15 protein-coding genes are annotated in these 17,908 nt (G+C 65.4%); 6 read left to right on the top strand and 9 right to left on the bottom strand.

Annotated features, from left to right (window positions below; all coding sequences use genetic code 11):
• Positions 1-97: 97 nt before the first annotated feature.
• The 8 genes from ELY12_RS02890 to murI all read right to left on the bottom strand — a co-directional run bounded on the left by ELY12_RS02890 (position 98) and on the right by murI (position 11,369).
• Positions 98-793: a nitroreductase gene (locus ELY12_RS02890; protein ID WP_126175186.1), complete on the bottom strand. Its 696-nt coding sequence runs from the start codon at positions 791-793 to the stop codon at positions 98-100.
• 38 nt (positions 794-831) lie between these two features.
• On the bottom strand, positions 832-3,000 hold the full coding sequence (locus tag ELY12_RS02885; protein ID WP_126175185.1) for an EAL domain-containing protein: 2,169 nt from the start codon (positions 2,998-3,000) through the stop codon (positions 832-834).
• A 146-nt stretch (positions 3,001-3,146) separates the two neighbouring features.
• Entirely contained in the window at positions 3,147-5,771 is a 2,625-nt protein-coding gene (locus ELY12_RS02880; protein ID WP_126175184.1) for a TonB-dependent receptor, read from the bottom strand.
• 59 nt (positions 5,772-5,830) lie between these two features.
• Positions 5,831-6,796 carry a hypothetical protein gene (locus tag ELY12_RS02875; RefSeq protein WP_126175183.1) on the bottom strand — a complete coding sequence of 322 codons (966 nt, stop codon included), beginning with the start codon at positions 6,794-6,796 and terminating at the stop codon, positions 5,831-5,833.
• Between the two features lie 159 nt (positions 6,797-6,955).
• Complete coding sequence (locus ELY12_RS02870) at positions 6,956-7,585, bottom strand: response regulator (RefSeq protein WP_126175182.1); 630 nt, start codon at positions 7,583-7,585, stop codon at positions 6,956-6,958.
• Positions 7,582-9,213, bottom strand: coding sequence for a sensor histidine kinase (locus ELY12_RS02865; protein WP_126175181.1), 1,632 nt, complete (start codon positions 9,211-9,213; stop codon positions 7,582-7,584). Before ELY12_RS02865 ends, ELY12_RS02870 begins: the two co-directional genes overlap by 4 nt.
• A 34-nt stretch (positions 9,214-9,247) precedes the next feature.
• On the bottom strand, positions 9,248-10,468 hold the full coding sequence (gene hemA, locus ELY12_RS02860) for a 5-aminolevulinate synthase (RefSeq protein WP_126175180.1): 1,221 nt from the start codon (positions 10,466-10,468) through the stop codon (positions 9,248-9,250).
• A gap of 106 nt (positions 10,469-10,574) precedes the next feature.
• Complete coding sequence (gene murI / locus ELY12_RS02855; protein WP_126175260.1) at positions 10,575-11,369, bottom strand: glutamate racemase; 795 nt, start codon at positions 11,367-11,369, stop codon at positions 10,575-10,577.
• Positions 11,370-11,482: 113 nt separating this feature from the next.
• Between murI and plsY the strand changes: the two genes are divergently transcribed.
• The 6 genes from plsY (at position 11,483) to ELY12_RS02825 (ending at position 16,978) form a co-directional block, all read left to right on the top strand.
• Positions 11,483-12,064 (top strand): glycerol-3-phosphate 1-O-acyltransferase PlsY, encoded by a 582-nt coding sequence (gene plsY / locus ELY12_RS02850; RefSeq protein ID WP_126175179.1) that lies wholly within the window; start codon positions 11,483-11,485, stop codon positions 12,062-12,064.
• Positions 12,061-13,152, top strand: a complete 1,092-nt coding sequence (gene dprA, locus ELY12_RS02845) for a DNA-processing protein DprA (RefSeq protein ID WP_206435751.1) — start codon at positions 12,061-12,063, stop codon at positions 13,150-13,152. Before plsY ends, dprA begins: the two co-directional genes overlap by 4 nt.
• Positions 13,142-13,516 carry a hypothetical protein gene (locus ELY12_RS02840; RefSeq protein WP_126175177.1) on the top strand — a complete coding sequence of 125 codons (375 nt, stop codon included), beginning with the start codon at positions 13,142-13,144 and terminating at the stop codon, positions 13,514-13,516. The genes dprA and ELY12_RS02840 overlap by 11 nt, the downstream gene beginning before the upstream one ends.
• Before the next feature lie 30 nt (positions 13,517-13,546).
• A complete protein-coding gene (locus tag ELY12_RS02835) occupies positions 13,547-14,188 on the top strand; it encodes a hypothetical protein (RefSeq protein ID WP_126175176.1) in 642 nt (213 codons plus the stop codon).
• 73 nt (positions 14,189-14,261) lie between these two features.
• Positions 14,262-16,796, top strand: coding sequence for a type I DNA topoisomerase (topA, locus tag ELY12_RS02830; protein ID WP_126175175.1), 2,535 nt, complete (start codon positions 14,262-14,264; stop codon positions 16,794-16,796).
• Positions 16,796-16,978, top strand: coding sequence for a hypothetical protein (locus tag ELY12_RS02825; protein ID WP_126175174.1), 183 nt, complete (start codon positions 16,796-16,798; stop codon positions 16,976-16,978). The genes topA and ELY12_RS02825 overlap by 1 nt, the downstream gene beginning before the upstream one ends.
• On the opposite strand, the gene ELY12_RS02820 is transcribed toward ELY12_RS02825, so the two are convergent.
• On the bottom strand, positions 16,975-17,859 hold the full coding sequence (locus tag ELY12_RS02820) for a helix-turn-helix domain-containing protein (protein WP_164549383.1): 885 nt from the start codon (positions 17,857-17,859) through the stop codon (positions 16,975-16,977). The genes ELY12_RS02825 and ELY12_RS02820 overlap by 4 nt on opposite strands.
• Between the last annotated feature and the right edge of the window lie 49 nt (positions 17,860-17,908).

Genomic DNA, 17,908 nt, shown 5'->3' with positions numbered 1-17,908 from the left:
CGCCTGTCGCCCGGATGAACGGCGGTTCAACCCGACTTACCCGGCGAACGGCTGGCGGTTCGGCGGTTGCTGCCGAGCCGCGAAGCGAAAGGGGCGATCAGGTGTCGAAGCCGACGAAGCGCACGGCTTCTTCCAGCGCCTTGCGGTGCGAAACCACGGCATTCGCGGGAAAGGTCTCGTCAGGCCAGCCCAACGCCACTGCCTTCATGATCACCTGGTCGTCGGGAATCCCGGCGTATTGCCGTACGACCGGGCTCTGCATGATGCCTTGGCTGTTGATCACGCAGCCGAGCCCGCGGCTCCACGCCGCGTTGACCAGCGCAGTGGTGACCGCGCCGCAGTCGAACTTGCTGTCATCGCCATCGTCGAGCTCGCGGTCGTAAGTGATGATAACGCACACCGGGGCATCGAATTGGCGGAAGCCACGCAAGACCCAATCCTGCCTGCCGTCCTTGTCGTCGCGGGCGATGCCCATGGCTTCGAACAATTGCTTGGCGACGCCGATCTGCCGTTCGCGGTGGACGCCGGCAAAGGCGCTGCCGCGGCGGAATTCGCGGCTGTCGGGGACGCCGGCGAGGATGTTTTCGGTGTTGCCGCGGCGGATGCGGTCGAGCGGTTCGCCGGTGATGACGTGGAAATGCCACGGCTGCGTGTTCATCGACGACGGCGAGCGCATCGCCAGTCCGATCACCTCCTCGATCAGTTCGCGCGGGACTGGCTTGTCGAGATAGCCGCGAATCGAGCGGCGGCCGAGGACGACTTCGTCGTAGGTGGGCGGTGATGCGTTGCTCATGGCAACCGGATTAACCGGTCGCCGCGCGCTGTAAAGGTTCAGCCGCCGCTGCCGACCTGGACCTGCATGAACTGCGGCGCGCTGGCCGAGGCGCTGAGCGCAGCGGGACCGGCGCCGGGTGCCGCTGCGACCGGCAAGCTGGCGGCCGCAAGAGCGTAAGGGCTGACGCGGTGGCGCGTGCACAGGCCGCCGGCGCCGTCGTTGACCAGATGGGTTTCGAACTCGACCCCGATCTGCGCGCCTTCCGACCGCATGACCTGGCACACCACGAGCTGCCCGCTGCCCAGATCGAGCACCAGCGCGGTGCCGAGCGGGACGCCGACAAGCCCTTCGATGAAGGCGCCGGTCTTGCTGAGATCGCGGATGACCGCCTCATAGCGATGATCGCCGTGGATGATGCCGATCCGGCGGAACATCGATCGGCGATCGGGCCGGTGCTTGTCGGGCCCGCTCGGCTCGATCTTGAACTCGCCGGACTGGATGTGCTGCAGCACGTGGGCCTGCGGCATGGCTTTAGCGTAGAGCCAGCCCTGGATCAGCTCCGCGCCGCGCGATTTGACCACCTCGAGCTGGTCGAACGCCTCGACGCCCTCGACCGTCGTCTCCATGCCCAGCGCCTTCGAAAGACCGATGATCGCGGTGATGATCTTGGCGCTGTTCTGGTCTTTCTGGGTGCAGGAGTCGACGAAGCTCTTGTCGACCTTGAGCTTGTCGAACGGTGCCGAGCGCAAGTAGCTGAGCGACGAATATCCAGTCCCGAAATCGTCGAGCGCGAGCCGCACGCCCAGCTTCTTGAGCGCGCGGAAAGTCTCGTCGGTGGCGTCGCTATCGCCCATGAAGACGCTCTCGGTCAGCTCGAGCTCGAGCCGATCGGGATCGAGGCCGCTCGACTGCAGCGCATCGGCGACGATGTCGACGAAGCCCGCGGCGGTGAATTGGCGCGCGGAGACGTTCACGGCCACCCGGACGCTTTCCGGCCAGGTGGTGGCGTCGGCGCAGGCGCGCTGCAGCGCCCAATCGCCCAGGGGCCCGATCAGGCTCGATTCCTCGGCCGCGGAGATGAAGGTGCCCGGCGGCACCCAGCCGCGTTCCTCGTGCTCCCAGCGCATCAGCGCTTCGAGGCCGACGACGTGGTTGTCCTTGATCCGGACGACCGGCTGATAGTGGAGCTGGAGCTCGTCTGCAGCGAGGGCCTCGCGCAAGTCGTCGAGCAGAAGCTGGCGCTCCTCCTCTTCGTCCTTGAGGTCGGCCGAGTAGAACCGGAACTGGCCGCGGCCGCCGTTCTTGGCGGAATACAGGGCCAAGTCCGACGCGCGGACAAGTTCCTCGGTCTCCATCCCGTCGTACGGCGCAATCGCGATGCCGACCGAGGTGCCGATGATCGCGCGCTTGTCGTCGATCGGATAGGGCTGTGAGACGATCTGGATGACCTTGTCGGCCAGTTCGCCCAGCTTGCCGCGGTCGTCGACGTCGGGGATGATGACCTGGAACTCGTCACCGCCGAGCCGGCCGATCTCGCCGCGGTCGCCGATGATGTTGCGCAAGCGCTCCGCCACCTGGCGCAACAGCTCGTCGCCCGCCTGGTGACCCATCGTGTCGTTGACCTGTTTGAAGCGGTCGAGATCGAGCATCATCAGCGCGCAGCTGCGTTTGGCCGCCTTGAACGCCGCCAGCATGCCTTCGAGCCGGCGGGCCATCCGGTGCCGGTTGTAGAGTCCGGTCAGCGAATCGAATTCCGCGAGGCGCGAATCCTCGATCTTGCGCTGGTATTCGACCGAGATGTCCTTGGCCCAGCCGCGGTAACCGTGGAACTTGCCGGTCGAATCGACCTTCGGGTGGCCCGAGAGCGATAGCCACACCGGGCGGCCGGTGCGTGCTTCGGGCAGGGCACAACGAACGGTCACGTCCGCGATCCGGTTGTGCGCCTTGAGCTGGAAGCCGAGCGGGCGGCCCGAGCGGTTTTCGGGATCGTCCGGGTCGGTTTCGAACAGCGTGGCGAGCGGCTTGCCGAGGAGCGTCGGGAGCGGCAGGTCGAGCACCTCCGCGGCGCCGGGAGAAAGGTAGTTCAGCGACCCATCGGCATCGGACGACCAGATCCACGCCAGGCCCGTGTGCTCGAAATCGTCGAGCACGGTAAAGCGCAAGCCATCGCTGGTGAGATCGTCACCCGCGGCCGTGGCGGCTTTCCAGAAGTTCCTAACTGCCATTTCAGTCCGCTGCGCTCGGTGGCCCCCATGCGAGGAAATCGAAGCGATACCTACGCTTGAATGCTTTACACCGTCCTAAGGCGAGACACTTAGGGCAACGGACCAGCGCCAGGAGGAGGCGAAATTTCGCCCGCTTGCGCGGAAACTCAAAAGACCTTGCGCAGCTCGATCATGACAGTGCGGCCTACCGCGTCGCGACGGACCGGCTGGTAAGCTTGCGGAGTGGCTCCGGAAAGATTGGTGACCCGCTGACGGTCGTTGTTGAGATTGTCGAAAGCGAGGGTCACGCGCGTCTTCTTGAGCGCCCTTTCCGACGGGAACAGTTCGCCCAGGTCGGTGAACAGCTTCAGATCCACGGTCGTGAATCCTTCGAACGTAAGCAGATCGGGGGCGGCCGTTGTGCCGGTGACCACATAGCTTTCGCCGCGGCGCCGTGCGGTAAGCCGCGCACCCGACCCGCCGCGGGTGAGAGCGAGCGAAAGGTCGGTGCTGTTGCGCGGCCGACTGCCCCCCAGTCCGATCGCTCCGCCGTCGAGCAGGTCGACGACCGGCAAACCCGTGCGGATGACCGAGGTACTCTCCAGTACGATCGTCTGCGAGGCGCTGACTTGCAGCCGCAGCGGCGGAATGCGCTTGCGATCCCGCGCCGGCGTGCCCGGCGCGGCCGGGGCGATTCCGCCCGCAATCAGCGGAATCATGAAGTTGGTGCCGAGCCTCAGTTGTTCGGTGTGCTGGCGAGCGAAATTGACCGCGCTGCTGTCGACCAGAACCAAGGTCCCCGAAGCGTCGCGAACGAAGCGATCGGGGAAGGCCGCGACGACAGCCGTGCTCGGTGGAGGAAGGGTGCCGATCTGGTTGTCGAGATCGTTAACCTCGTAATCGGCGGTCAGTCGCAGGTTGTATTTCTGATAGGGCGTCAGCGTCACCGATATCGCGCGCGTCCTCAAGCTCTCGGGCAGCAGCCCGGGCGTCCCGCCAGAAATCGAGGTGACGTCGACCGATTGCCCGGTGAGCGGGTCGAAGTACGGGTAGTTCGGGATGACCACCGTCGGGGCGGCCAACAACTCCGGAACGATCGCGTGCTCATCACGCGATTGGCTGGCGACCACCCGCAGCCACTTGGTCGGCTGCAGATTGAGCGCGACCGAATAACTGTCGAGCTTTCCGTACTTGCCGAGATCGGTGACGCCGATGTCGAGCGCGAGTTCGCTCTCGCCGAGCGCGGGTAGGAACTCCCGCTCGCCGCCGGTCAGAGGAATGGTGACGCCTGCGCTTGAGGTGTATTCGTGACGCTGTAACCGGCGTTCGCCGGACGGGTCGAAGCCCTTGAGCGAAAGCCACGTGCCGCCGGCCGCGATCCGGCCGAACACGGGACCCGCCCACAGGTCGAACAGCGGACCCTCCGCTTGGGCCTTGAGCGAGTAGCTGGAGAAGCTGCTCTCGCTTGGGCGATCGATCACCGGGATCAGCGAAGCGAGCGAACCGTCGAACGGGTTTCGGCCTGGCGTGACTGTCGCCAGGGCGCCGAGCGATCCGCTCGTGGAAGAGACGCTGTTGCGATCTCGCAGGTCGTAGCTTGCGTCGAGCGAGCCGTGCCAACGTCCGACCACCGCGTTGAGGGTGCTCGAAAGCGATCCGGTGGTGCTCTCGCTGACGCTGCGCAGCGGGCGCGATGGATCGTTGAGGGCAAGCGCTACGGTTGTGCCGAAGGGGGTGAAAGGGTTGCTCGCCGGAATTGTGAAGCGACCGGAGGGCAAGCCGCTGTAATTTACACTGCGAGAGAGATTCATCCGCCCGTTGAATGACAGCGAGAGCCACTCGTTGATCTGCTTGTTGCCCGCGATTGCGAACTCCAGGGGACGGCTCGACCCGCGCAGCGAGCGGTATGACGACAGGTTACTCGGATTAGTCTGCCCGGCACCGCCGGCGAGCGAGGACAGCGTGGGCTTGCCTGTAATCGGCCCGGCCAGCGCCAGCACCGAGACCGGCTTGCCGACGAGCAGGTCGAGCGCGGGGTCTATTTGGTTGCCCGAAGAGGGTACGATATTGCCGAGCGCCGAGAACGGGGTCGTCTCCACCAGCGGTATGAAGTCGCGCTCAGATTCGAACAAGGTGCCCGATTGCGCGCCGCGCAACGTGACGTTGATGCGGTCCTGGTCCTTGATGCTGGTGAAAATGGCCTCACCGCGGTTGTTCGCCCATCCACCCTCGGTCGCCATCTCGCGGCTGGCGGTAAGCGTGGCGATGTTGAGCGAGGGCTTGAGGACGATGTTGTAAGCGCGTTGACCAGCCGCACCGCCGACGCGCTGCGCGGCCCCGCGCGGGAGTGCCTCGACCCGCTGGATCGCCTCTACCGGCAGGTCGGCAACGTCGCCGACATCCTGCACCGGCACGCCGTTGACGAGATAGGCGGCCTGGTCGTCGCCGTTCTCGCTGCGGATCTCGTCGAGCATCTCGCCCAGGGTGCTGACGCCGTAGGAATCGGCGGCGTCCTCGTCGTACACCTGCTCGGGCTCAAGGTCCTGCAGCGAGGCGATGATCGCCCTGTTCCCGATGACGACAATCTGGTCGCGTTCGGCCTTGGATTCAGGGGAGGGCGTTGGGGTGGGTTGAGCAGGCTGCTCGGGCGACGCTGGCGCATCCTGGGCTTCCGATGCCGTCACCGGAACCAGACATAGGATCAGCGTCGAGCACGACAGCCACCAGCGGCTGCGCGCCTTCGCGCGCGTTGAGCGACCACCGTCCATCATCACTTCCCCGTCCGTCGGCAAGAAAAGGCCTCGCCGAGTTACCCCGGCGAGGCCATTTTCACTTCGCTTAATTAATAACCTCAGATGGCCGGCACGGTGATGCCACTGGCCCGATCCGGGTTAAGATTGATCACGCCCACAGTGGCGCCGCCATTGAACCAGGCTGTCGTGCACTTGTCGCCGGTGTAGCCGTTCTGCTGCTTCCACTCGCCGGGCAGCTTCTTGCCGGTCGAGCTGGGCGAGATGCAGACGACCACCGTCCCGAGGACCTTCTCACCAGTGAGCTGTACGCTCGCACCGTGATCTTCGAAGGAGTTCAGGTTGTCGGTCTGAGTTTGCGAGACGGCAATGCCCGGCTCATTCACTACGAAGGTGAGCGGGCCGTAGCTCGGATCGGTGTAGTCATCCTCGACCGCATCGCCGGTCTTGGTGAACTTGCAATTCCCGAGGTCCTCACCCCAGTGCGGATTGGCCGGACTGAGCCCCTGGCAGCTGCCTTCACCTCCGGACGGGTTGGTCCCGTTGTTGGTGTAGAAGCCTTCGACCGGATGTCCCGGGATTAGGACCGGCGCGATGTACGCTTCCTTTGAAATGTCGCAGCTGAATGCGTGCAGATACGTCGAGTCGTAGTCGGCGGTGAAATTGTAGGTCGTGTAGCCGTAGTAGCCGGCAGTCGCGATCTGGAGGCCGAACATGTTGACGCTGCCGCCGTTCCGCTTCGGGTCGCCCTCGATCTTCGTCACGCTAGGATGGAAATCGAACGGCAGCACGGAGCTCTCGTCGATGTCGAAATTGGGGGTGGCGTTGAGAGTGGGGCCACTCACGTAGGTGACGTCGCCTTCGACGACTTCGGCGCTCCAGAGATCCTGATTGCCTACTGCATGGGCGGCGGCGAGCGCTGAGCACTGCGATTCCATTGCGGCGATCGTGGTGGCGTCGGCATCGACAGGTGTTACCGCTTCGACGACGCTCTGAGCGGCAAACGCCGGGCTGCTAGTGGCCACGATAACCGCCATGGCCGAAACAGCCGAGACAAGCTTACGCATGATTAACTCCCGTAAAAAAATCCAGATGGTTCGCCCCGGCGACTCACTTTGGTTTTTACGGGTGCTGAGACAGCTATGAGCCTCTCCAGCAGGAGGTTAAATTTACCTTAAGGACGAATCTGAAACTAACTAAAGTTTAGTATGCGCAAACGTTGTTAGCTAACGAGTTGGCAGGTTGTCGCGCGCAAGCAGTGCCAGCGCGGTGCGGTTTTCCACGCCAACCTTTTGATAAATCCCGTGGAGATACACCTTTACGGTGCCCTCGCTCATCGACAGACGCTCGGCGATTTCGCGGTTGCGCATGCCCTGGGCCACCAGCTCCGAAATCTGGCGTTCGCGCGGAGCGAGCTTGGAGAGTGGATCGTGCGCCCCGCCGCTCATCGACAGGTCGAGTGCGCGCTCCAGCAGTTCCTGGTCGATCGAGCGGCTGCCGCCGAGAACGTTCTCCAGGCACTCGATCAGCGCATCCTCGGCGCCGTTCTTGAGCACGATGCCGTTCACTCCGGCACGCACCGCTGCGTAGAGTGCGCGGTCATCGAGTTCGGCGGTGAGCAGGACCACAGGACGGGTGTCCCCGCGCGCGCGCATCGCCTCGAGCACCTCGACCCCGGTCTTGCCGGGCATGCGCACGTCGAAGATGCACACCGCCGGGTCGAGCCGCGCGACCGCTTCCAGCGCTTCGTTACCGTCATTGACGGTGGCGATCAGCTCATAGCGGGAATGGCGCAGGATCGCCTCGATCCCGGCGCGGATAAAGGAATGGTCGTCAGCAAGCAGTACCGAAATCAAGCGGCTTCTCCCATCGGCAGGCCGATCTTCAACTGGGTTCCGGAGGTCCCCGTTTGCACCGCGAAGGTGCCCCCATGCCGCGCGACCCGCTCACGGATCGAGCGCGGTGCTTCCGCCCCTGTTCCAGTCGAAAATCCCGACCCGTTGTCGTTGATCGCGATAGTGATCCAGTCGGTCTCACGGCGCAAGCCAACCCTGATCGCTTGCGCACTGCCGTGACGCACGGCGTTGGCCACAGCCTCACGGACGAGGTTGGACACCTCGTAGGCCAAGGTCGCGGGCAGCTCGATGGCACCTTCCGGCTCGAAATCGATGGTGACACCCCAGTTGACCGACAACTCCGTCACCAACCGCGTGATGCTGGCGGGCAGATTGATGACGGGGATCACCTGCTCGCTGTACCGCAAGCGGTCGATCATGCCGCGCACTTCCTTCTGCTCGGCGCGCAAGGCTTCCTTGAGCTGGAGGATTTCGGCGTCTGGATCGTTCCCGGCGCGGATCGACTTGCGCAGGCCTTCGAGCCGCAGCGCGGCACCGGCGAGTGACTGCGCCACATTGTCGTGCAGATCGCGCGCCAGCGCATCGCGCGAGCGGGCCAGTGCGGTCTCGTGAGTGAGGACCATTGCCGCATGCCGGTCGAACGCGGCTTGCACTTCGCGTGCGACGAGTTGGCCGATCATGACGTGATCGGCGCACATGCCCGCGATGCCCGAGATGATGATCTCCCCGCGCCCCGCGCCGCCCGTGAAGGGCAGCGCGAGAGCCTCGCCGATGCCGAGCCGATCGGCGAGCGGCTCTTTCAACTCCTGGCCGCTCGCGATCGGCCGCCCGCGGCTGCTTGCGCGCAGGCTGCGGCACCGGTCAGCGGAAAACAGCCGCACCTTATCGCCCAATGCGCGGTCGGAATTCAGGACCGAAGGATCGAGCGATCCTCCCGGTGAACGGATCGCCATCGTTCTGAGCTCGATGCCCGGCTCCTCGCTGTCGCTCCAGGCGAGCGCACCGGCACTCGCCCCGCATTGCTCGATCGCGAACGCCAGAGCGCCCTCCAGCGGCGGAAGCAGACCCGCAGAAGGGTCAGGCGCATCGCTGAACCGCTCGATATGTTGCTCGCGCCGCTGAAGGCCGAACCACACCAGGATCAGCAGCAGCAGCAGCATGTAAGCGAACCGGCGTCCAAGCCGGAAAACGTCGAAGTCGGCGGCTGCGAGTGAGATGCCGAACCCGACCAGCAAGTACAACATGGTCACGAGTAGGCCGGCAGCCGCCGTGACGCGCCAATCCCAGCGAATGGTGGCGGTCAGCATGACGAAGCTGAAAAAGGCGAGGAATGGGCTGGTGAAATCGCTGTTCACGCTCTCGGTGACGAACACCGCGGCGAGAAACGCGAGGATATCCAGGCCCAGCACGGGCCACGCGAGGCGGTGATCCCACCACCAGCTCTTCATCGCGATGACCATGAGGATGATCGAGAACAGCAGATACGTCGCGATCGGAACGTAGCCCCAAGCGCTCCCGCGGGTTGGCTGGCCCGGGTCCGCCCACAGCGCGATCAGGAACACGGAGGCCAGGATCAACCGCCCCAGCGCGATGATGCGGCCGGAACGGTGCTCGAACAGCGATTTCATAAAACGCGCGTCCCCTCGCTGCGCGCGGAAGGACCTACGCTGCCTGGGCAAGCTGCAAGTCGAGCCGGTCCCAGATTTCCACCAGGGCGTGCGTCAGCGCACGCATCATCGACTCGTCGTGCGCGGGGCCGGGCGTGAAACGCAGCCGCTCGGTGCCGCGCGGCACGGTCGGATAATTGATCGGCTGCACGTACACACCGTACTCGGTGAGCAGGATGTCGCTGATCTTTTTGGCGCGCACCGGGTCGCCGACCATCAGCGGGACGATGTGGGTGACCGAGTTCATCACCGGCAGGCCGGCATCGCGGAACATCGTCTTGAGCTGCGCGGCCGCCGCCTGCTGGCCGTCGCGCTCCTCGCTCGACTGCTTGAGGTGGCGCACCGCCGCAAGCACGCCCGCGACCAGCACCGGCGAGAGCGAGGTGGTGAAGATGAAGCCCGGCGCGTAGCTGCGGATGCAGTCGACGATCTTGCGGTCCGCGGCGATGTAGCCGCCCATCACGCCGAACGCCTTGCCCAGCGTGCCTTCGATGATGTCGATCCGGTGCGCGGCTTCGTCGCGTTCCGAGATGCCGCCGCCGTGCGCGCCGTACATGCCAACGGCGTGGACCTCGTCGATGTAGGTGAGCGCGTTGTACTTCTCGGCCAGGTCGCAGATGGCATGGATGGGAGCGATGTCGCCGTCCATCGAATAGACGCTCTCGAACGCGATCAGCTTGGGGGTGTCCGGGTCTTCCGCCGCCAGCAGCTCTTCGAGATGCGCGACGTCGTTGTGCCGGAACACGCGCTTCTCGCACCCGGCGTTGCGGATGCCGGCGATCATGCTGGCGTGGTTGAGTTCGTCGGAGAAGATCACGCAGCCCGGCAGCAGCTTGGCCAGCGTGGAGAGCGTCGCGTCGTTGGACACATAGCCGCTGGTGAACAGCAGAGCGGCTTCCTTGCCGTGCAACTGGGCGAGTTCCGCTTCAAGCTCGATGTGGTAGTGCGAATTGCCGCCGATGTTGCGGGTGCCGCCCGATCCGGCGCCCACGTCATGCAGCGCCTCTTCCATCGCCGCGATCACCTTGGGGTGCTGGCCCATCGCGAGATAGTCGTTCGAGCACCACACGGTGATCGGCTGCGGGCCGTTGTGGCCGGCGAAGCAACGTGCGTTGGGGAAAGCGCCCTTGTTGCGCAGGATGTCGATGAAGACGCGATAGCGCCCCTCCCCATGAAGCCGGTCGATCGCCTGGTCGAAAATGTGATCGTAGTTCACTGGCCCATGCCCGTCGCGTGTCCGCTGGTCCCGTCCTGCGGCTCGAGGCGCGCGATACGCCTTCGGAGGCGGATTTGCCACCGCGATCTTTGCGAATCGTTCGCGATTACAGGCGCTCAACGCGCTCCAGCCCGTAGTGCGATAGAACCTTCGCGAACGAAGGTCGGCTGTCAGGTTCGCTCGTAAAGACTGCGAGGTCGGGTGCCTGCCGAGCCATCGGCTGACCTTCAACGAGCGTGGCGATGCGCCGGGCAATCCCCGCGGCCCCGTCGATCAGCTTCACGTCGGGTCCGAGCACCTCCTGAAGCTCATCGTTGAGCAGTGGGAAGTGAGTGCACGCGAGAACGACCGTGTCGATATCCTCGCCACCTGGCTGGCCGCGCAATCCGGCAACCGCATGTCCGATTTCATTGTAGTCGACGGGGTCGCCGCGCAGCTTGGCCTCGGCTGCTTCGACCAAGCCCGGCGCCGGGAAGCGGATCAGGCGTTTGCCGGCGGCAAACTCGCTTTCCAGGTTATCGACATATCGCTGGCGGATCGTCGCCGCGGTTCCGAGGAGGCCGATGACGCCGGTCTTGGTCATTTCGGCCGCCGGCTTGATCGCGGGCACGGTGCCGACGATCGGTATTCGCAATACCTCACGCACCATGCCGAGCGCGATGGTGCTCGCAGTGTTGCAGGCGATCGTCGCGAGACGCGGGCGGTAGCGTTCGCTGAGCACACCAAGCAGCCCGGATACGCGAGCCGCGATCTCCGCCTCGGTCTTAGTGCCGTAGGGCAGGCCGGCGCTGTCGGCCGCGTAGATCACCGGCATGTCCGGCAGCAGCTTGCGCAATTCCGCCAGCACGGAGAGGCCACCCACCCCGGAATCGAACAGGAGCACGGGGGAGGCCGGATCAATCACTCACGAGGCTCCTAGTGCGGGCCGCCAGACCCGTCCTTGCAATTATCGTGTCGCTAGAAGAAAACGGCCGCCTTGGACAAGTTCGGAGCGAGCGAAATACCGTGACACAAATGGATTGGTTGTTCGCGGTAGTGGCCGGTTACCTCCTCGGTTCGATCCCCTTTGGCCTATTGTTGACCCGCGCCGCCGGGCTCGGCGATGTGCGCGACATCGGGAGCGGCGCGACCGGGGCTACTAACGTGCTGCGCACCGGCAACAAGTCGGTCGCCGCCGCAACTCTGATCCTAGACCTGCTGAAAGGGCTGGGGGCTGTATTACTGGCGAAATTTCTGTGGCCTGGTGCCGAAGGCGCGGCGGGTGTTGCGGCCGTGGTCGGCCATTGCTGCCCGGTCTGGCTCGGGTTCAAGGGCGGCAAAGGGGTTGCGACGAACGCCGGTGTGAGCTTCGGCCTCGCGTGGCCGATCGGCGTGGCATACGCTGTTGTGTGGCTGCTCGTGTTGGCGCTCGGCCGGATTAGTTCGGTGGCTGGCATGGCGGCGGTAGTGGGTGCGGCTGTCGCTTCAGCCTTGCTCGGGTACGGCGAATACATCTGGGCACTGGCGGTGATCGCGGTGTTCATCATCTGGATGCACCGGAGCAATATCGGCCGGCTGATGCGCGGCAAGGAACCGCGGGTGGGCGCCTCCAAGTGAGCCTTTCGCAGGAAGAAGCTTTCGCGCGCATCCGCTTGCTACGCTCGCCCAATGTCGGGCCGGTCAGCTTCCGCCAGCTTCTGCGCCGGTTCGGCTCAGCGGAGGCGGCGGTTGAAGCACTGCCCGATCTCGCTCAGCGGGGAGGGGCGGCTTACCGCGCGGCTGCACCGGAGACCATCGCCGAAGAAATCTCGCAGGTCCGGCGTGCCCGTGCGAAATACCTGTTCCACGATCAGCCCGATTTCCCTCGGCTATTGGCGGAGCTCGACAGCGCGCCGCCGGTGCTCACCTGGCGCGGCGACATATCGCTCGCTGCCAAGCCGTGCGTCGCGATCGTCGGTGCGCGCAATGCTTCAGCGGCGGCGGTCAAGCTGGCGCGCGACTTCGGCGCCGCGCTGGCCGAGGCGGGCTTTGCGATCGCTTCGGGTTTGGCACGCGGCATTGACGGTGCGGCGCACCGCGGGGCGATGCCCGCGACCATCGGCGTGATCGCGAGCGGGATCGACGTGGTCTATCCGCCCGAGCACAAGGACTTGCAGGAAGAGGTTGCGATGCGCGGACTACTGCTCGCTGAGCAGGTCCCCGGCACCGAACCGCGCGGTCGCCACTTCCCCAGCCGCAACCGCATCATCGCCGGGCTCGCGAGCGGCACGGTCGTGGTGGAAGCCGCGCCCAAGTCGGGCTCCCTGATCACCGCGCGCCTCGCTGCCGAGGCGGGTCGCGAGGTGATGGCGATCCCCGGCAACCCGCTCGATGGCCGAGCCACCGGTTGCAACCAGCTCATCCGCGATGGCGCCGTACTGGTGCAATCGCCTGAGGACGTGATCGAACTCCTGAGTGGCTTCGACGGCAACCCGCGCTCGACTTTTCGCGAGGCCGCGCCGGCCTACGTGTTTGCGGACGACGAACTGTCCGAAGCCGAACCGGCCGATGTCACCAGCCTGCTCACCACGGCGCCGGTCGCGGTCGATGAGCTGATCCGTCAATCGGGCGAGCCCGCCGCATCGGTCCAACTCGCTCTGCTCGAATTGGAGATCGCGGGCCGGGTCGTGCGGCACGCGGGCGGGAGGGTGAGCCTTGCCGCCTGAAGTCCGCTTCGCCGCGCGGGTCTATCGCTGGGCGGCGATCTACGGGATCGTCGTGCTAGCGCTCGCCTATTTTCAGCCGGTGCCGGACCCGTGGCACCTCACGCATCTGGGCTTCGTGGGAACGGCGCTGGTGTTTCAAGGCGTGTTCCTCGTCATCGCCCGCGACCCGCTGCGATTCGCACCGCTGATGCCCGTGACGCTGTTCGAGAAGCTGTGCTTCGGCGTTCCCGCAATCGCGTTCTGGGCGCGCGGACAAGCCGATGAATTGACTGCCACGTTTGGCGCGATCGACCTGTTGCTGGGCGCGCTGTTCCTTGTCGCATGGGTGCGCCTGCGGGCATCTTCGGCGAGCAACGGCGCCTAGCCAAGCATTCGAGACATTGGGGGAGCGTCCATGGAAATTAGTACGAACGAAATCCTCAGCGAAGGCAATCGCCTGATTGGCCGCACCTGGTTGGTGGCGGCGCTGTACGTCATCGGCAGCACGACCGCGTCGACCATCTCCGACTTGCCCGGCTGGGAGCGGGGAGGCTCACTCGCGTCGACCGCCGTGGGGCTGGCCCTGGGCTACATGCTTGTGACCACGATGGTCGAAAAGGGCGAATTGGGCCGCGGCAACCTCGCGGGGTTCTGGGCCTATTTCGGACTGGGCATCGTAAGCACTCTCGGCATCGGGCTCGGCGTGCTTGCGCTGATCATCCCGGGGGTCTTCTTGTGGGTCCGCTGGTCCGCCGCATACGGCTTCCTCTGCGTGGAGGGCGTGGGCGTCATGGAGTCGCTGCGTTCGAGCTTTGAACTCACGAGGGGTTCGTTCTGGCAGATCCTTGTCGCGCTCCTGATTCCGACCGTCCTCGCGCTGGGCGCGGTCGTCGCACTGGCCGTCTGGACCGAGGCCAATGGCTCGATTGGCCTGCCCGCCAGCGTCGGGACCAATTTGACGATATCCGTGGCGGGGCTGCTCACCACCGCGATCGGCCTGGCGGTGTACACCCTCAAGAAACAACCCAGCGCGCAGCTCGACGCCGTGTTTGCCTGACCGCTTGACGAACCGTCTTTGACCGCACCACCCTCGTGCGTACGTATACGCGTAGGGACACCGCTTCACTCACATGCAACTCGTCATCGTTGAATCGCCGGCCAAGGCGAAGACCATCGAGAAATACCTCGGCAAGGACTACAAGGTTCTGGCCTCCTACGGCCACGTCCGCGACCTGCCGCCCAAGGATGGCAGCGTGCGGCCGGACGAAGGGTTCGCGATGGATTGGGAGGTTTACCGCGACAAGCAGGGCCGGGTGAAGGACATTGCCGACCTCGCCAAGAAGGCCGATCGCCTGATCCTGGCAACCGACCCCGACCGCGAGGGCGAGGCGATCAGTTGGCACGTGCGCGACCTGCTCGCGAAGAAGAAGGCTCTGCCCAAGGAGGTCGAGCGGGTTACCTTCAACGCCATCACCAAGGCGACCGTGACCGAGGCGATGCAGCGCCCGCGCGAGCTCGACCAGGACCTGATCGACGCTTACCTCGCCCGCCGCGCGCTCGATTACCTCTACGGCTTCACCCTCTCGCCCGTGCTGTGGCGGCGCCTCCCAGGGGCCAAGAGCGCGGGCCGGGTGCAGTCGGTGGCGCTGCGGCTGATCGTCGAGCGTGAGCGCGAGATCGAAGCCTTCGTCGCGCAGGAATACTGGAGCGTGATCGCGCACCTGCAGCACGACGGCACCGCATTCGACGCGCGGCTCGTCACCTACGACGGCAAGAAGCTCGACCGGCTGAGCATCGGCGAGGAGGGCACCGCGCTCGCCGCGAAGCAGGCGGTCGAGGAGGGTCGCTTCACGGTCGAGGAGGTTGAGACCAAGCCGCTCAAGCGCAACCCCGCGCCGCCGTTCACCACCTCGACCCTGCAGCAGGAGGCGGCGCGCAAACTCGGCTACTCGGCGAGCCATACGATGCGGCTGGCGCAGACGCTCTACGAGCAGGGCGCGATCACCTACATGCGCACCGACGGCGTGCAGATGGATGGCAGCGCGATCAGCGCGGCGCGCAAGGCGATCAGCGACCGCTTTTCCGGCCACTACCTCCCGGAAAAGCCGCGCATCTACCAGACCAAGGCCAAGAACGCGCAGGAAGCGCACGAGGCGATCCGGCCGACCGACTTCACCCGCGACCGCGCCGGGGTGGGCGACGAGGCGAAGCTCTACGATCTCATCTTCAAGCGCGCGATGGCGAGCCAGATGGCGGCCGCCAGCCTCGAGCGTACGACGGTCACCCTGCGCGATGCGACCGGCCGGCACGAGCTTCGCGCCACCGGCCAGGTGGTGAAGTTCCCCGGCTTCCTCGCGGTGTACGAGGAAAGCTTCGACCAGAAGGGCGAGGATGACGACGAGGGCCTGCTCCCGTTGATGCGCAAGGGCGACAGTCCGGCGAAAACCGGCGTCGACGCCAACCAGCACTTCACCCAGCCGCCGCCGCGGTTCTCCGAAGCGAGCCTGGTCAAGCGGCTGGAGGAGCTCGGCATCGGCCGGCCGTCCACTTACGCCTCGACCATCCAGACGCTGCGCGACCGCGAATACGTGCGGATGGAGAAGAACCGCTTCTTCGCCGAGGAAAGCGGGCGGCTGCTGACCGCATTCCTCGAACGGTTCTTCGACCGCTATGTCGGCTACGATTTCACCGCCGGAATGGAGGAGGAGCTCGACACCGTCTCCGACGGGCGCGAGGACTGGAAGACGCTGCTCGAAGCATTCTGGCGCGACTTCAAGCCCAAGACCGACGAGGTGATGGAGCGCAAGCCGTCCGAAGTAACCGAGGCGCTCGACGAATACCTCGGCGACTACCTGTTCCCGCCGCGCGCCGACGGGCATGATCCGCGCGAATGCCAGGTGTGCGTGACCGAAGGACGCGAAGGCGGCCGGCTGGCGCTGCGCGGCGGCAAGTTCGGCGCGTTCATCGCCTGCTCGAATTACCCCGAGTGCAAGTATACCCGCCAGTTTGCCTCGCCCGGCGGCAGCGGCGGCGAGGGCGGCGAAAACGCCGTGCTCGGTAATGACCCCGACACGGGCCTGCCGGTCGAGCGCAAGACCGGCCGCTTCGGCCCGTATGTGCAGCTCGGCGAGGGCAAGGAGGCGAAGCGCGCCTCGATTCCCAAGGACCTCGACGATTTCGACTTCGAGTGGGCGCTCAAGCTCCTGAGCCTGCCGCGCATCGTCGGCGCGCATCCGGAGACGGGCTTGGAGATCGAGGCAGCGATCGGCAAGTACGGCCCGTACCTCCGTCACGATGGCAAGTACGGCAAGCTGACTAGCACCCGCGAGGTGTTCGAGGTCGGCATGAACCGCGCGGTCGATATCCTGGCGCAGGGCGCCAACCGCGGGGCGGGCCGCGCGAAGGCAGAACCGATCCAGACCTTCGGCGCGCACCCGACCAGTGGGGGCGAGATGAAGGTGATGGCCGGCCGCTTTGGCCCCTACGTCAGCGACGGCACCACCAACGCGACACTACCCCGCGACATGAAGCCCGAGGACATGACCGAAGCGCAGGCGATCGAGCTGATCGATGCCCGCGCCGCCAAGGGCCCGGCGAAGAAGAAGGGCCGCAAGGCGCCGGCCAAGAAGAAAGCGGCGCCGAAGAAGAAGGCGAAGGCAAGCTGATGGGCAAGGAGAACTTCGAACGCCACAAGCAGCCGTGGAAGGCCGACGAGGCGGGCACGCTGCGCATGCTCGCGGGTAAGGGCAAGGGCCTCAGGGAAATCGCCAAGGCGATCAACCGAAGCGAGGAATCGACCAAGGACTTCGCCAAGAAGAACGGCATCGAGATCGCCAAAAAGCGCTAGCTCCGGCTCTTGCCCGACGGCGCCAGCGCGGCAATCGCGGCGCCATGCACGATCGCCCGCGCACGAAGCACGCTGTCGAGATAGGGCGTGCCGATCTTGAGGAACCGCGTCGGGGTCATGCCGAGGAAGCGGTGCGCGTCGCGGATGAAGTGCGGCTGATCGTGATAGGCGGGATCGATCACGGACAAGTCGTAAGGCGGCCCGGCCAGCTTGAGCGCGACGATCGAGCGCAGGAAGCGCGCCCGCCGCAGCAGCAGCTTGGGCGGAAAGCCGAAGAACCGGCTCGATAGTCGCTCCAGGCGGCGCGGCGACATGCCGAGCGCCACCGCCTCGTCGGCAAGGTTGACCACCCCCGGACGCAGCAAGAGATCGGCGATCCGCTGGATCTCGGCTTCGAGCGGGTGCGGGTTGCTAAACAGTTGCGGCAGGGCGCGATCGAGGATGCCTTTGACCGCGGGGCCGCGGTCGCTTTCCCGCAGCCGGCTGAGAACTGTGCGCAACCATTCGGGGTCGACCAGGTCCTCCAGTGGCACGACCCGGTCGCGCAGCTTGGTGGCGTTGGCGCCGAACAGGCGGGCAAAGCCGACTGCGGTCAGGTTGAAGCCGATGGTGACGCCGCCCCCGCCGTGAAGCATCTCCGCCGCGCGGCTGGTGGTTCCGTATAGCGCCACGCGCGGAATCGTCTCCGGATCATTGGCGCCGAGGGTCAGCGCCATCGAATGATCAGCGAGGATGAAGCGCACTGCGGGTGAGTTGGGCAGCATCCATTCGCTGGGTCCGGTTTCCGGCGAAATCTCCGAATCGAGAACGTGGTAGTCGGCGACAAACGGCCTCAGCGCCGCGCAGGGAATCTCGTATCGCAGTGCCGTATGGGGCAGCAATGCGAAGTCTGCCGGATCAACGCCCGGTACCTGCGACCCACTTTCAATC

It is taken from the genome of Tsuneonella rigui, from assembly GCF_003958625.1.
GTDB lineage: Bacteria > Pseudomonadota > Alphaproteobacteria > Sphingomonadales > Sphingomonadaceae > Tsuneonella > Tsuneonella rigui.
This window is presented reverse-complemented; position numbering and strand designations above follow the sequence as displayed.

Excerpts from the sequence above, each read along its gene's own strand:
- ELY12_RS02835 (WP_126175176.1), top strand. The coding sequence starts at position 13,547 with ATGGAAATTAGTACGAACGAAATCCTCAGCGAAGGCAATCGCCTGATT.
- ELY12_RS02825 (WP_126175174.1), top strand. The coding sequence starts at position 16,796 with ATGGGCAAGGAGAACTTCGAACGCCACAAGCAGCCGTGGAAGGCCGAC.
- ELY12_RS02875 (WP_126175183.1), bottom strand. The coding sequence starts at position 6,796 with ATGCGTAAGCTTGTCTCGGCTGTTTCGGCCATGGCGGTTATCGTGGCC.
- ELY12_RS02865 (WP_126175181.1), bottom strand. The coding sequence starts at position 9,213 with ATGAAATCGCTGTTCGAGCACCGTTCCGGCCGCATCATCGCGCTGGGG.
- ELY12_RS02890 (WP_126175186.1), bottom strand. The coding sequence starts at position 793 with ATGAGCAACGCATCACCGCCCACCTACGACGAAGTCGTCCTCGGCCGC.
- topA (WP_126175175.1), top strand. The coding sequence starts at position 14,262 with ATGCAACTCGTCATCGTTGAATCGCCGGCCAAGGCGAAGACCATCGAG.
- plsY (WP_126175179.1), top strand. The coding sequence starts at position 11,483 with ATGGATTGGTTGTTCGCGGTAGTGGCCGGTTACCTCCTCGGTTCGATC.
- ELY12_RS02885 (WP_126175185.1), bottom strand. The coding sequence starts at position 3,000 with ATGGCAGTTAGGAACTTCTGGAAAGCCGCCACGGCCGCGGGTGACGAT.